Genomic DNA, 13,351 nt, shown 5'->3' with positions numbered 1-13,351 from the left:
GGCCGGAATGGGCAATACCCGATTGATCTGTGATCCCGATGAACTGCGCACGCTGTTCCTGTTCGAGAAGCTGAACGACGAACAGCTGGCGTGGCTCTGCAAGGACGGCCGGGTGGAACGGTTCGAACCCGGTCCCGTCTACGCGGAGGGCGACCCGGCCACCTGCTTCTACGTGCTGATGGACGGTGAGCTGGTGCTCACCAAGAATTCGGGCGGCGAGCAGATCGAGCTGGTGCGCACCACGCACCGCGGCGCCTACTCCGGCGCCTGGACCGCCTACATGGGCGACAAGGTCGACCAGCACTACGCGGGATCCATGACCGTCACCACGCCGGCGACGTTCTTCGTCCTGGACGCCGATTCCTTCGCGAAGATGATGAAGGAATGGTTCCCGATGGCCCTGCACCTGCTGGAGGGCCTGTTCTTCGGCAACCGCAATACCAACGAGATCCTCGGCCAGCGTGAGCGATTGCTTGCCCTGGGCTCGCTCTCGGCGGGCCTCACCCACGAGCTGAACAATCCGGCCGCCGCCGCGGTGCGCGCCACCTCCTCGCTGCGGGATCGGGTGGCGGGCATGCGGCACAAGCTGAAGATGATGGCGCACGGCAAGTTCGACTCCAACACCATGGAGGCGCTGGCCCAGCTGCAGGAGGAGGCCGCCGCGCAGGTGCTCAAGGCCCCCACCCTGACCTCGATGGAGGCCGCCGACCGCGAGGACGAGATCGGCGACTGGCTGACCGATCACGCCATCGACAACGGCTGGGACCTGGCGCCCAACTTCGTGCAGGCGGGCTTCGACATCGACTGGATGGAGAAGGTGCACGGCACCCTGTCCGGTTGCGGCCCCGATGTTTTCGAGGGCGCCATCCGCTGGCTCAACTACACGGTCGAGACCGAGTTGCTGATGAACGAGATCACCGACTCGACCAACCGCATCTCCTCGCTGGTGAACGCGGCCAAGCAGTATTCGCAGATGGATCGCGCGCCCTTCCAGGTGGTGGACATCCACGAACTGCTGGACAGCACGCTGGTCATGCTGGCCCGCAAGATCGGCGACGATATCGAGGTGGTCAAGGAGTACGACCGCGGCCTGGCGCCGGTGCCCTGCTTCGCGGCCGAACTGAATCAGGTGTGGACCAACCTGATCGACAATGCGGTCTCCGCCATGGGCGGGCACGGCGTCCTCACCATCCGCACCTACCGCGAGAACGAGTGCGTGGCAGTGGAGATCGGGGACACCGGCCCGGGTGTGCCCGCGGAGATCCGCAATCGCATCTTCGAGCCGTTCTTCACCACCAAGCCGGTCGGCGAGGGTACCGGCCTGGGCCTGGACATCTCGTTCCGCATCGTGGTGAACAAGCATCACGGCGATATCCGCGTCGAATCCGAGCCCGGCAATACGCGTTTCATCGTGCGCCTGCCGCTGGAGAGCCCGGAGGTCGCCGAAGGCGAAGCAGCACAATCGAATACAGGAGGCAATTGATGTCCGAGCAGATTCCCGGGATCGATCCGAGCGTCGCGCCCAGCGGCACCGGCTGCGTGGAATGCGAAGCGGCCAAGGGCTGGTGGGTGCATCTGCGCCGGTGTGCCGAGTGCGGGCACGTCGGCTGTTGTGACAGTTCCCCGTCCCAGCACGCCACCAAGCACTTCAAGAGCTCCGGTCATCCCTTCGTGCAGAGCTTCGAGCCGGGGGAGGACTGGTTCTACAACTTCCAGGACGAGGGCATGTACGAGGGCCCGGAACTGGCGCCGCCGCAGCATCACCCGCTGAACCAGACGGTGCCGGGACCGCGGGAACGGGTGCCCGCCGACTGGCAACAGCACGTTCACTGACCTCTGCGAACGATCTCTTCCGGGACTCGGCGAGCCCGGGTACGCTGCTGCGAGCGCCGGGCCCGCCCCGCGCCTGCAGTAGCGGAAAGAGTTCGGGAAGCAGGGTATGAAACGTTCTTCGATCGTCGCCCTCGCGGCAGGCGCGATGGTGTTGAGTCTCGCCGGCTGCGGGTCGGGCAAATCCACCCAGGCGGACGGCGTCCGGCAGGCCACCTCGACCATCACGGCGAAAACGGCCCCGGCGGCGAGCCCGGCTCCGGTCATCCCCACGACCGCCGCCGCGGCCACCACCTCGGCCGCATCGGTGATCGAACCGCCGCCCAATGCCGCGCCCGTCACCGCGTCGGTGGCGCAGCAGACCACCGCCCCGAACGGTGCGCAGACCAACTGCCACGAATTCCTGCAGCTGACCGAGGACACCGAGAAACAGGTGATCGGCCAGATCCTCGCCGCCAACCCCGGTTCCAAGTTCGACGGCAGCCCGAATGTGGCGCTCGGCACTGCCCGGATCGCCTGCACCGTCGCCGACTATGCGAAAACCCCTGTCGCCGTGGCCATCGGCGCCGCGAAATAGCCCGGGCGCGCCTTCGCCCACCTCGCGCCCGGCGTATTGTCGCTGAACGACTATGTGACATGGCGCCGATCATGTGACGCGAGGACGGGGTGGAGGCCATGGACGCCGACGGGCTGGTGGAATTCGAGCGGCACCGCCCGCGCCTGTTCGCGCTCGCCTACCGGATGCTGGGCTCGGCGAGCGAGGCCGAGGACGCCGTGCAGGAAACCTACCTGCGCTGGGACGCCACCCTCCGCACCGAAATCCGTTCCGCCGAAGCCTGGTTGACCACCGTCCTGGTGAACCTGTGCCGCACTTGGCTGGAATCGGCCCGCGCCCGCCGCGAAACCTACGTCGGCCCTTGGCTACCCGAGCCCGTGCCCACCGGCCGCGGCGAACTCGGCCCGCTGGAATCCGCCGAACAGCGCGAAATGGTGTCCATGGCCTTCCTGACCCTGTCGGAACGCCTGACCCCCGCCGAACGCGCGGTCTTCGTGCTGCGCGAGGCCTTCGGTTACGCCCACCGCGAGATCGCCGACATGCTCGGGTTCACCGAGGCCAACTCGCAACAGCTCTACCGCCGCGCCGGCCAGCGGGTCCGGGAGGATCACGCGCGCTTCGATCCGGCGCCCGCGCATTCGTTCGCCCTGCTCGAAAAGTTCCTGAACGCCGCGCAATCCGGTGATGTGGCCTCCCTGGAGGCGATGTTCACCGCCGACATCATGGCGACCGCGGACGGCGGCGGCAAGCTCAATGCGGCACGGCGTCCGATCGTGGGCCTGGGCCGGGTGGCGCATTACCTCGTCAAGCTCTGCACCGTCGATCTGCCGGGTTTCGCGCTCGGTATCGAGGAGGTCAACGGCGCACCGGCGGTGGTGGCCCGGGCCGGCGGCCAGGTGGTCGGGGTCGTGTTCGCCGAGTTCATCGGCGATTCGATCGCGGCGGCCCAGGTGGTCGTGAACCCGGACAAGCTGGTGTATTTCCGGCGCGTCGAGCAGGCGCACACCGGTGAGATCGCCGGCTGAACCGCGCCTCCCAGGGCGAGTGACGCAGGACACAGCGCGGAGCTGTCAGGGATTCCGGGGCTGTCCGGTCTAGAGGGTGTCGGACAGCTTGGAAGGACCACTCTCATGACCGCACATCGCATCGTCATCCTCGGCGCGGGATACGCCGGACTCTCGGCCGCCAAGGAAGCAGCCGAGGCCGAGGGCGCACAGGTCACCGTGATCGACGCCCGCACCGAATTCCTCTCCCGCGTCCGCCTCCACCAGGTCATCGCGGGCCAGCCCGTCGAGCGCGTCGATCTGCGAAACGCTCTGGAGCCCAAGGGAATCCAGTTCGTGAACGCCTACGCGACCCGCATCGACCCCGATGCCCGGCGCATCGAACTGACCGCCGCAAACGCCGGGGCCACACCCGATTTCGTCGAATACGACACCTTGATCTACGCGCTCGGCAGCCGTGGCGACCGCAGTGCGGTGCCGGGCGCGGCCGAATTCGCCCATGCCGTGGCAACTCCCGAGGACCTGCCCGCCATGCCCGCCCTCGCCGGCCGGGTCGCCGTGGTCGGCGGCGGCCCGACCGGTATCGAGACCGCCGCCGAACTCGCCGAATCCCGGCCGGACCTGGACGTGATCCTGGTGAGTTCGAACGAGCCGGGCAGCTGGCTGACCGCCAAGGCGTGCAACCACATTCGCGCCACCCTGCAGCGGCTCGGCGTACAGGTGCACGCCGATGTCAAGGTCGCGGAGGTGACCGCCGCGGGTCTCGAACTGGTCGGCGGCGAGCACATCCCCGCCGACATCGTGTTCTGGACAGCAGGTTTCGCGGTGCCCGAGGTGGCGGCCCGCTCGGACCTCCCCGTCGATGCGCACGGCCGCCTGCTGGTCGGCCCCGACCTGCGCGTCCTCGACCACGAGCACATCTACGCGGTCGGCGACGCCGCCGCCATGCACGGCCCCGACGGCCGCGAACTCCGCATGGCCTGCGCCACCGCCATGCCCGCCGGCGGCTACCTCGGCAAAGCCGTCGCCACCCGCCTCCGCGGCAAGACCCCCGCCCCGCACAAGGGCTGGTACATCCTGCAGTGCATCAGCCTCGGCCGCCGCGACGCCGTCATCCAGCACGTCCACGCCGACGACTCCATGGCCCGCCTGGTCCTCACCGGCCGTCCAGCAGTCTTCGTGAAGGAGCAGATAGTCCGCGGCGTCGGCCGTGTCGCCAAGCTCTGATCAGGGGGTTTCAGGGGGTTGCCCCTGAGGGTCCCGGGAGTGGGAATCTCCGTCAACTGACGGTTGACCATCGTGGCATGGTCAACCTATCGTTGACGATATGACTAATCCGCATATCCGCCTCGATGATCTGATCGACGGCATCAAGAAGGCCCTCCCCGACGATGTCCTTGAACAGCTCAATGCCGCCGTAGTGGCCGCCAACCACCTGGGCGAGGTGGCCGATCACCTGATCGGCCACTTCGTCGACCAGGCCCGCCGTTCCGGCGCGTCCTGGACCGAGATCGGCCAGAGCATGGGCGTCACCAAGCAGGCCGCCCAGAAGCGTTTCGTCGCCAAGTCCTCCAGCAATCTGGAAGCCGCGATCATGGATCCCAAGGACGGCTTCGCCCGCTTCACCCCGCGTGCCCGCAATGTGGTGGTGTCCGCTCAGGAAGAGGCGCGGCAGGTCGGCAATCTCGAGATCACGCCCGACCACCTGATCCTCGGCCTGCTGGCCGAGCCGGATTCCCTGGCCGTGAAGCTCATCAACGCCAAGGGCGTCTCCGACGAGGCCGTCCGCCGCGTCGCCGTGAACGCCCTGCCGCCTGCCTCGGGTGAGGCCGTACCCGCCCTCATCCCGTTCGACGGCCAGTCCCGCAAGGCGCTTGAGCTGACCTTCCGTGAGGCGTTGCGGCTCGGTCACAACTACATCGGCACCGAGCACATTCTGCTGGCCCTGCTGGATCTCGAGGCCGGTACCGGCGTGTTGTCCGGTCTGGGCCTCGACAAGGACGAGTTGTCGGCCGATCTGACCGCCCTGCTCGCGTCGATTGTCGGCGAGAAAGCGGCCCCCACCTCGGAATCTGCGGATCCGCAGTAGTTCTGCGCGCGCAGCTCCCGCGTTCCGGAGCGAGCGCCCGATACGATATCGGCATGGCGGACGACGAAGGTTCCGACCTAATAGCGGGGGAACTGCGCACTGACCTGCTGCGCGCGCTGAGTTATGTCACCACCGAGGACACGCCGGACGGCGGCTACATAGTGAACGGCGACCTGCCTCCCGAGGTAGCGCCGCCGTTCGTCCGGGCCATCATGCGCATCGAAGCGGAACTCCTCCTCCAGGACGCCGAACTCGTCAACATAGAACACGGCGAGCCACGCACCCCCGAGGAACGCCGCACCGACGCCCTGATAGCCCTCCTGCTCCGCGTCGACGACCGCGCCGGCTTCGGCTTATAGAAGCCCGTCCTACCCGGCCGCCGAGAAAGACTCGCGCGGCCATAGCTTCGTCGCCGGAATGCAAGATCGGCGGCGGACCGCGGCCCCTGTGAAGGGCACGTGGCAGCCGCAAGAAGACCTGGCGCGCCAGCTTGGCGGAAGCCGAGGGGCCTGGGTGGCAGCCGGGGAGCCCGGGTTGCAGCCGAAGGGGGCCGGGCGCAGCCCCAAGGGGGTTTCGGGGGGCTTGGCCCCCGCCCTGCTTTTCCGGGGTTCGGGGTACGGCCCCAACCTTGCACTCGCTGGTGGGGAGTGCTAGAAAGGGGTTTGGCACTCCGGACCCCTGAGTGCTAGGTCGGAACGGTGAGACCGGTCAACCGGTCGTCCGTCGCGGGCACCGAACCTGACCAGATCATGTCAATCCCCTGATCTGGAGGATCTCAACGCAATGGCCAAGACAATTGCGTACGACGAAGAGGCTCGCCGCGGACTCGAGCGTGGCCTGAACAGCCTCGCCGACGCTGTCAAGGTGACCCTTGGCCCCAAGGGCCGCAATGTCGTGCTGGAGAAGAAGTGGGGCGCCCCCACCATCACCAACGATGGTGTCTCCATCGCGAAGGAAATCGAGCTCGAGGACCCGTACGAGAAGATCGGCGCGGAGCTCGTCAAGGAAGTTGCGAAGAAGACCGACGACGTCGCGGGTGACGGCACCACCACCGCGACCGTGCTCGCCCAGGCGCTCGTGCGCGAGGGCCTGCGCAACGTGGCCGCCGGCGCCAACCCGCTGGGCCTGAAGCGCGGCATCGAGAAGGCCGTCGAGGCTGTCACCACCGCCCTCCTCGCCACCGCCAAGGAGGTGGAGACCAAGGAGCAGATCGCTGCCACCGCCGGTATCTCCGCGGGCGACTCGTCCATCGGTGAGCTCATTGCCGAGGCCATGGACAAGGTCGGCAAGGAAGGCGTCATCACCGTCGAGGAGAGCAACACCTTCGGTCTCCAGCTGGAGCTGACCGAGGGCATGCGCTTCGACAAGGGCTACATCTCCGGTTACTTCGTGACCGACCCGGAGCGTCAGGAAGCGGTCCTCGAGGATCCGTACATCCTGCTGGTCGGTTCCAAGATTTCCACCGTCAAGGACCTGCTGCCGCTGCTGGAGAAGGTCATCCAGGCCGGCAAGCCGCTGCTGATCATCGCGGAAGACGTTGAGGGCGAAGCGCTTTCGACTCTGGTCGTGAACAAGATCCGTGGCACCTTCAAGTCCATCGCCGTCAAGGCCCCGGGCTTCGGTGACCGTCGCAAGGCCATGCTGGCCGATATCGCCATCCTGACCGGTGGCGAGGTCATCAGCGAAGAGGTCGGCCTCTCCCTGGAGACCGCCGGTCTGGAGCTGCTGGGCCAGGCCCGCAAGGTCGTCGTCACCAAGGACGAGACCACCATCGTCGAGGGCGCGGGCGACCCGGAGGCCATCAAGGGCCGTGTCGCGCAGATCCGTACCGAGATCGAGAACTCGGATTCGGATTACGACCGTGAGAAGCTGCAGGAGCGTCTGGCCAAGCTGGCCGGCGGTGTTGCGGTCATCAAGGCCGGCGCCGCGACCGAGGTCGAGCTGAAGGAGCGCAAGCACCGCATCGAGGATGCCGTGCGTAACGCCAAGGCTGCCGTCGAAGAGGGCATCGTCGCCGGTGGTGGCGTGGCTCTGCTGCAGTCGGCTCCGGCCCTGGACGCCCTGTCCCTGACCGGTGACGAGGCGACCGGCGCGAACATCGTCCGCGTCGCGCTGTCGGCTCCGCTGAAGCAGATCGCGTTCAACGCCGGCCTGGAGCCGGGCGTTGTCGCCGAGAAGGTCTCGAACCTTCCCGCCGGCCACGGCCTGAACGCCGATTCGGGCGAGTACGTCGACCTGCTGGCCGCCGGCGTTGCCGACCCGGTCAAGGTCACCCGCTCGGCCCTGCAGAACGCGGCCTCCATCGCGGCCTTGTTCCTCACCACCGAGGCTGTCGTCGCCGACAAGCCGGAGAAGGCCGCCCCCGCGGGCGACCCGACCGGTGGCATGGGTGGCATGGACTTCTGAGTCCTGCCTTCCGGCAACCTTTTCGAGAATCGAAGCCCCGGCCACCGATGGTGGCCGGGGCTTCGGCCATTCTCCGGGCTGTTGCGGCCGGAGTTGTGACGGTGGTCGCATCCGTTTGCGCCCGCGCGCCGGCACCCCTCAGAATTCTTGAGTAGCCAGTTATTTGCTCAAGTGCAGGGGCGGATGCATCCATGAGGTTGATCAGTAGAAAGCATGCTCACACCGGGGTTGCGGTGCGCCGCCGCCCGCCGATTGTCGAACAGGCCGTGCACGATTACGTCGCCGCCGCGAACGCGGTCGACCGCGCCCGTCACCGCAACAGTGAGTGTGGCTGCATGGTCGAGGAATTGGAGACGCTGGGCCCGTTGGTCGCGGTGACCCTGGTCCGCGGGAAGTCGCCCCGGCGCGCCCGTCTCAGTGTGGAAGGTTTCGCGGCCACCCGGATGGACGGCGATACCGCGACGATCGAAGCCGTGCTGTCCCGCGCGGATTCCCCTGCGCCGCAGCAGGTCCGGTTCCGTCTCGCCCGTTCGGAGGGCGTCTGGAAGGTCTGCTCCACCGACGAGCCCATCGCCTGATCGTCAGGCGGGCAGGCCGATCAGGTCGGCGATGAGACTCATCTGGTGCTCGAAGTATTCGGCGCGCGCGGTGACGGTGCCTTCGAGGCGTCCGAAGATCTCGAAGGTGATGAGTCCGAAAAGCTGTGTCCAGCCGAGGAATACGCGATCCAGCACTTCTTCGGGCAGGTCCGAGTCGCGTTGCGCGATGAGCACCCGCAGATCCGCGCGTACGGGTGCGGGCAGTGGTGTGGCCAGGGGTGCGGGCTGCAGCCGGCCCGCGTAGTGCGCCGCGCCGGCGATGTCGGAGAGCAGCAGGACCACGGTGGCGGCGGGGGCGATGGTGTCGTGTGGCGCGTCGTAGCCGGGGATCGGGCTGCCGTAGAGCAGTCCGTATTCGGCGGGGTTGGTGAGGGCCCAGTCACGGACCGCGTGGCAGACGGCGAGCCATTGCCAGCGGTCGTCGTTGCCGGTTGCGGCGGCGCGGGTGGCGGCGGCGCCGAGTGATTCGTAGCTCTCCAGGATGAGCGCGGTGAGCAGGTCGTCGCGGCTGGGGAAGTAGCGGTAGAGCGCCGAGGCGACGATGCCCATGTCGCGGGCGACGCCGCGCAGTGAGAGTCCGGCGCCGTCGGTGGCCAGCCGGCGGCGGGCGGTGGCCTTGATTTCTTCGATCATTTCGGTGCGGACGCGGGCGCGCAGGGATGCGGCGGACATACCCGGAGTGTAGAGAACGGGAAACCTTTCGGAGAACAGTGGATGACTGAGAGAACACTGTTCTTGACGGGAAACGCTGTGCACTCCTACGCTCGGATCAGGCCGAGAACAGTGTTCTCGGAAACGTCCGACAGGATCGAGGACCCCATGTCCCTGCACGTCGTCATCGGAGCAGGCCCGGTGGGCAGCGCCACCGCCCTGCTACTCGCCGCGCGAGGCGATCAGGTTCGCCTGGTGACCCGCAGCGGTTCCGGCCCGGAACACCCCCGCATCGAACGTGTCACCGCCGACGCCACCGATGCGTCGTCGCTGGTCACGCACTGTATGGCGGCGACGGCCGTGTACCAGTGCGCGCAACCGCCCTACCATCGCTGGCCGCAGGAGTTCCCGCAGTTGCACCGGTCGGTGCTGACCGCCGCCGAACGATCGGGCGCGGTGCTGGTCACCGTCGGAAATCTGTACGGCTACGGCGAATTCGACGGCCCGGTCACCGAATCCCGGCCACTGCGCCCGAATTCGGTGAAGGGCCGGGTCCGTGCGGACATGTGGGCGGAGCAGCTGGCCGGACACCGGTCGGGCCGCCTCCGCACGGCCGAGGTGCGCGGTTCGGATTACCTCGGCGCGCATGTCACTTCGGCGGCCACGGTCCTGCTGCTCCCCGCGATCCTGGCGGGCAAGCGCGTGCTGTTCCCCGCCGACCTCGACGCACCGCACTCCTGGACGGCCACCGCCGATGTCGCGCGCCTGCTGGTCGCCGTGACGGAGGACGAATCCGCTTGGGGCACACCGTGGCACGTCCCTTCCGCTCCGCCGGTATCGGTGCGCGGCCTCGCCGATCTCGCCGCCACCGTGGCCGAGGCGCCGCCGGTCAGGATCGCGCGCATGCCCGCCGTCTTTCTGTGGATGGCCGGTGTCTTCTCCCCGGATGCGCGTGAAATGCGGGAGATGCAGTACCAGTTCAACCGCCCGTTCGTCCTGGACGCGTCCGCCGCAACGGCCCGCTTCGACCTCGCGCCGACACCGCTCGAGGAGTCCCTCCGCGAAACCATTGCCGCCCTTCGCGGCGCCGTATCCCTCCCGGCGGTTCGGCAGTGAGCCGGGTGTCAGCGGCGGCTGCAGTCGTAGACGGAGATGGATGAATCGTCGTTGGGCAGCTTGCGGCAGTGCTGCTGGATCCAGGTGAGGCGCTCGTCGTCGGCCGGGGTGGCCAGGACGATCCCGACCTGCCCGGACTCGATCAGCCGGGCGATGTCGGCGGTGGTGGGTACGGGCGCCATGCCGGTGAATCCGCCGATGCTGGGCACCTGTTGCCCGTTGTCGAGGATGAACGGTCCGGCGAGCACCGAGGTATAGGTGACCAGCGGATATCGCGGGTGGCTCGGCATTTTCGCGAGTTGTGCGTGTAATTGCCCGGCCGAGGTGAGCGCCTCGCGCATGAAAACCTGGGTGACCTGCCGGGTCTGCGCGGATTCGAAGGGCATGTCGAGCGGCCCGTACCCGTCGGCGACGAGTGACAGGGCGGCCGCCGCCGGTGCGATGAGGGCCGTGGCGAGCAGCGGTGCGAGGGCGGGGAGGCCCCGGGACAGCACTGCGAGCAGTCCGGCCACGACGGTGAGGACGACGGCGGTAATGCGCACCCACCCCGGTGCGGGGGTGAGCAGCCACCAGCCGTAAACGGCCGTGGCCGCGACGGCGATGGTGCCGCCGAGGCGCACGCGTCGATCGGTGGAATTCCGGAATGCCATGGCGCCCATACCGATCAGCGCCGCGATGGCAGGGGTGAGCACCGCGAGGTAGTACGGGTTGACCGTGCCGATGGCCAGGAAGACGACCATGTGGATGATCAGCCATCCACCCCACAGCGTGAGCGCGGCGGTGCAGGGATCGGTGCGCGGGCGCCGGCGGGCGGTCCAGGCCCGGGCGGCGAGGCAGAGCAGTGCGAGGGGGACGAGCCACCCGGCCTCGCGCCCGCCACCGCCGCCGAGGAGATGGTCGAAGTGATTGTCGGGTCCGAGTACGAGTGAGGTCCGGTAGCCGGGTCCGCTGGAGCCGGTGGCGAAATTGGCCGCGCCGACGCTGAATCCGTTATTGGTCCGGCTGGCCGCGTTGTAGACGAAGACCTGCGCGAAGAGTGAGTTGTCCCGGCTGCCGTCGACATAGGGCCGATGTCCGGCGGGAAGCAGGCTGACGATGGTCATCCAGCTCAGTGACACGGCAGCGGTGATGGCTCCGAAGCCGAGGGTGCCGATGATGCGTTGCCGCAACAGGTTTCGTGGCGTCGCGAGGAGTACCGCCGCCGCGACGGCCGGCACGATGAACCAGGCCTGCACCATCTTGGCCTGGAAGGCGAGCCCTATCCAGAGTCCGGAGTACAGCAGGTGCCGGTTGCGACCGGTCTGTATGACTGCCGCCGCCTGATCGGCGGCCAGCACCAGCAGTAGGACGAGCAGCGTGTCCGAGATATTGCCCCGGTTCAGCGCGACGGTCGCGGGCGCCACCGCCGCCACCGCGGCGGCAATCAGGCCCGCGCCCGGACCCGACAGTCTGCGAACCGCCCGGTACAGCACCAGCACGGTCAGCACACCCTCGATGACCTGCGGCAGGATGAACGCCCACACGTGCGGTCCGAAGATCCGCACCGACAGCGCCTGTACCCAGAACGCGCCGGGCAGTTTGTCGATGCTGATGGTGGCGTCGGGGTCGAAGGCGGCGAAGAAGGCGTTGTGCCAGCTCATCGACATGGAGCGCACGGCGGCGGAGTAGTAGAGGTGCGGGACCTGGCTCGCGATGCCCCACGCATAGAGGACTCCCGCGAGTGCGGCGATCCCGAAGAGTGCGAGTCGTGCCCGGGTGGGCTGTGTCACCGCCTCAATCTGGGCTGCGGGCGCGGGTGCTGTCAAAGGAATTCCGCCCGGCGGGGTCAGGGGTGCGGGTGTCGTTCGGAGAGAGTGATGGCGGCGTCGATGGGCCGGATGCCGAGCCGGGCCGCGGTGGCGGCGACGACCGCCCGGGTGTCGGCGTCGTCCGAGCGGGTCGGGTCGTAGAGAAGTTCGACGAGTTCGATGGCGGCAATGGCTTGTTCTTTGGTCACGAGTCGCCCGGGCAACCAACTGACACGCCAGTCGGTTTCTTTATGGCCGGGAAGTCGCTCTGCGAACTCGCCGACGACTGCACTCGTTATCGACCCTTCGCAGACGTACACCCCCCAATTAGACCGCTGACCAGCCGATTTGACATTGGTTCGCGGCGACACGTAACTTATTCCAGGTCAGAGCGACACGGACACCGACCCGGAGCCCCAAGGGCCTGGGAAACGAGGTTGGACGAGGAGCGCCTGATGATCACACTAGTTCCACTTGACCAGCGGATTTGGTTCCGCTGTGACGGCTGGTCTAAGCTGTAAAAGTTGCCTCACGATCGAACGGGACAAGCGCCCGGGAGATTGTTTGTGCGTGTGTTCTTTGAGAACTCAATAGTGTGTCGATGAATGTCAGTGCCAAATATTTTATTTGGTTCCGATTCCTCACCCCCCGTGTGAGGGTCGGACATTTAAGTCAGCAAATACTTTTGCTGGCGTTTGATTTTGCCAAGGTTTTCGGACTCTGGTTAATTCTTCCAATTACATCCGTAAGGATGGGATTGAGAGTCTTCAACGGAGAGTTTGATCCTGGCTCAGGACGAACGCTGGCGGCGTGCTTAACACATGCAAGTCGAGCGGTAAGGCCCTTCGGGGTACACGAGCGGCGAACGGGTGAGTAACACGTGGGTGATCTGCCTCGCACTCTGGGATAAGCCTGGGAAACTGGGTCTAATACCGGATATGACCACGCACTGCATGGTGTGTGGTGGAAAGATTTATCGGTGCGAGATGGGCCCGCGGCCTATCAGCTTGTTGGTGGGGTAACGGCCTACCAAGGCGACGACGGGTAGCCGGCCTGAGAGGGTGATCGGCCACACTGGGACTGAGACACGGCCCAGACTCCTACGGGAGGCAGCAGTGGGGAATATTGCACAATGGGCGGAAGCCTGATGCAGCGACGCCGCGTGAGGGATGACGGCCTTCGGGTTGTAAACCTCTTTCGACAGGGACGAAGGGAAACTGACGGTACCTGTAGAAGAAGCACCGGCTAACTACGTGCCAGCAGCCGCGGTAATACGTAGGGTGCGAGCGTTGTCCGGAATTACTGGGCGTAAA

The 13,351-nt window shown here is 66.9% G+C and carries 13 protein-coding genes and 1 rRNA gene; 11 read left to right on the top strand and 3 right to left on the bottom strand.

The window, feature by feature from the left end; all coding sequences use genetic code 11:
• Nucleotides 1-7: 7 nt before the first annotated feature.
• From ACH438_RS19790 to ACH438_RS19750, 9 genes are all read left to right on the top strand, one after another.
• On the top strand, nucleotides 8-1,483 hold the full coding sequence (locus tag ACH438_RS19790; protein WP_397007186.1) for an ATP-binding protein: 1,476 nt from the start codon (nucleotides 8-10) through the stop codon (nucleotides 1,481-1,483).
• Nucleotides 1,483-1,833 (top strand): UBP-type zinc finger domain-containing protein, encoded by a 351-nt coding sequence (locus tag ACH438_RS19785; protein WP_397007184.1) that lies wholly within the window; start codon nucleotides 1,483-1,485, stop codon nucleotides 1,831-1,833. The genes ACH438_RS19790 and ACH438_RS19785 overlap by 1 nt, the downstream gene beginning before the upstream one ends.
• A 106-nt stretch (nucleotides 1,834-1,939) precedes the next feature.
• On the top strand, nucleotides 1,940-2,407 hold the full coding sequence (locus ACH438_RS19780) for a hypothetical protein (RefSeq protein ID WP_397007182.1): 468 nt from the start codon (nucleotides 1,940-1,942) through the stop codon (nucleotides 2,405-2,407).
• A 98-nt stretch (nucleotides 2,408-2,505) separates the two neighbouring features.
• Nucleotides 2,506-3,411: an RNA polymerase sigma-70 factor gene (locus tag ACH438_RS19775; protein ID WP_397007180.1), complete on the top strand. Its 906-nt coding sequence runs from the start codon at nucleotides 2,506-2,508 to the stop codon at nucleotides 3,409-3,411.
• Nucleotides 3,412-3,516: 105 nt separating this feature from the next.
• A complete protein-coding gene (locus ACH438_RS19770) occupies nucleotides 3,517-4,617 on the top strand; it encodes an NAD(P)/FAD-dependent oxidoreductase (protein WP_397007178.1) in 1,101 nt (366 codons plus the stop codon).
• 100 nt (nucleotides 4,618-4,717) lie between these two features.
• Nucleotides 4,718-5,479, top strand: coding sequence for a Clp protease N-terminal domain-containing protein (locus ACH438_RS19765; RefSeq protein WP_397007176.1), 762 nt, complete (start codon nucleotides 4,718-4,720; stop codon nucleotides 5,477-5,479).
• 53 nt (nucleotides 5,480-5,532) lie between these two features.
• Nucleotides 5,533-5,838 (top strand): hypothetical protein, encoded by a 306-nt coding sequence (locus ACH438_RS19760; protein WP_397007174.1) that lies wholly within the window; start codon nucleotides 5,533-5,535, stop codon nucleotides 5,836-5,838.
• 424 nt (nucleotides 5,839-6,262) lie between these two features.
• Nucleotides 6,263-7,885, top strand: coding sequence for a chaperonin GroEL (gene groL, locus ACH438_RS19755; RefSeq protein WP_397007172.1), 1,623 nt, complete (start codon nucleotides 6,263-6,265; stop codon nucleotides 7,883-7,885).
• Nucleotides 7,886-8,076: 191 nt separating this feature from the next.
• The gene (locus tag ACH438_RS19750; protein WP_397007170.1) at nucleotides 8,077-8,463 is read left to right on the top strand and encodes a hypothetical protein; all 387 of its coding nucleotides are present in this window, start codon (nucleotides 8,077-8,079) and stop codon (nucleotides 8,461-8,463) included.
• A gap of 3 nt (nucleotides 8,464-8,466) precedes the next feature.
• On the opposite strand, the gene ACH438_RS19745 is transcribed toward ACH438_RS19750, so the two are convergent.
• Nucleotides 8,467-9,156 carry a TetR/AcrR family transcriptional regulator gene (locus ACH438_RS19745; protein WP_397007168.1) on the bottom strand — a complete coding sequence of 230 codons (690 nt, stop codon included), beginning with the start codon at nucleotides 9,154-9,156 and terminating at the stop codon, nucleotides 8,467-8,469.
• Nucleotides 9,157-9,303: 147 nt separating this feature from the next.
• Here ACH438_RS19745 and ACH438_RS19740 point away from each other — a divergent pair, with 147 nt between their 5' ends.
• On the top strand, nucleotides 9,304-10,251 hold the full coding sequence (locus ACH438_RS19740; protein ID WP_397007166.1) for an NAD-dependent epimerase/dehydratase family protein: 948 nt from the start codon (nucleotides 9,304-9,306) through the stop codon (nucleotides 10,249-10,251).
• Between the two features lie 8 nt (nucleotides 10,252-10,259).
• Here the strand turns inward: ACH438_RS19740 and ACH438_RS19735 are convergent, their stop codons facing one another.
• Both ACH438_RS19735 and ACH438_RS19730 read right to left on the bottom strand, forming a co-directional pair.
• The gene (locus ACH438_RS19735) at nucleotides 10,260-12,020 is read right to left on the bottom strand and encodes an ArnT family glycosyltransferase (RefSeq protein ID WP_397007164.1); all 1,761 of its coding nucleotides are present in this window, start codon (nucleotides 12,018-12,020) and stop codon (nucleotides 10,260-10,262) included.
• A gap of 56 nt (nucleotides 12,021-12,076) precedes the next feature.
• Complete coding sequence (locus ACH438_RS19730) at nucleotides 12,077-12,247, bottom strand: hypothetical protein (RefSeq protein WP_397007162.1); 171 nt, start codon at nucleotides 12,245-12,247, stop codon at nucleotides 12,077-12,079.
• A 558-nt stretch (nucleotides 12,248-12,805) separates the two neighbouring features.
• Between ACH438_RS19730 and ACH438_RS19725 the strand changes: the two genes are divergently transcribed.
• Nucleotides 12,806-13,351: ribosomal RNA gene (locus tag ACH438_RS19725) — 16S ribosomal RNA — on the top strand; the annotation flags it as partial.

Origin of the sequence: Nocardia sp. NPDC020380 (assembly GCF_044386975.1) — a bacterium.
Taxonomy (GTDB): domain Bacteria; phylum Actinomycetota; class Actinomycetes; order Mycobacteriales; family Mycobacteriaceae; genus Nocardia.
The sequence above is the reverse complement of the archived record's forward strand: the minus strand, read 5'-3'. Positions and strand labels throughout refer to the sequence as shown.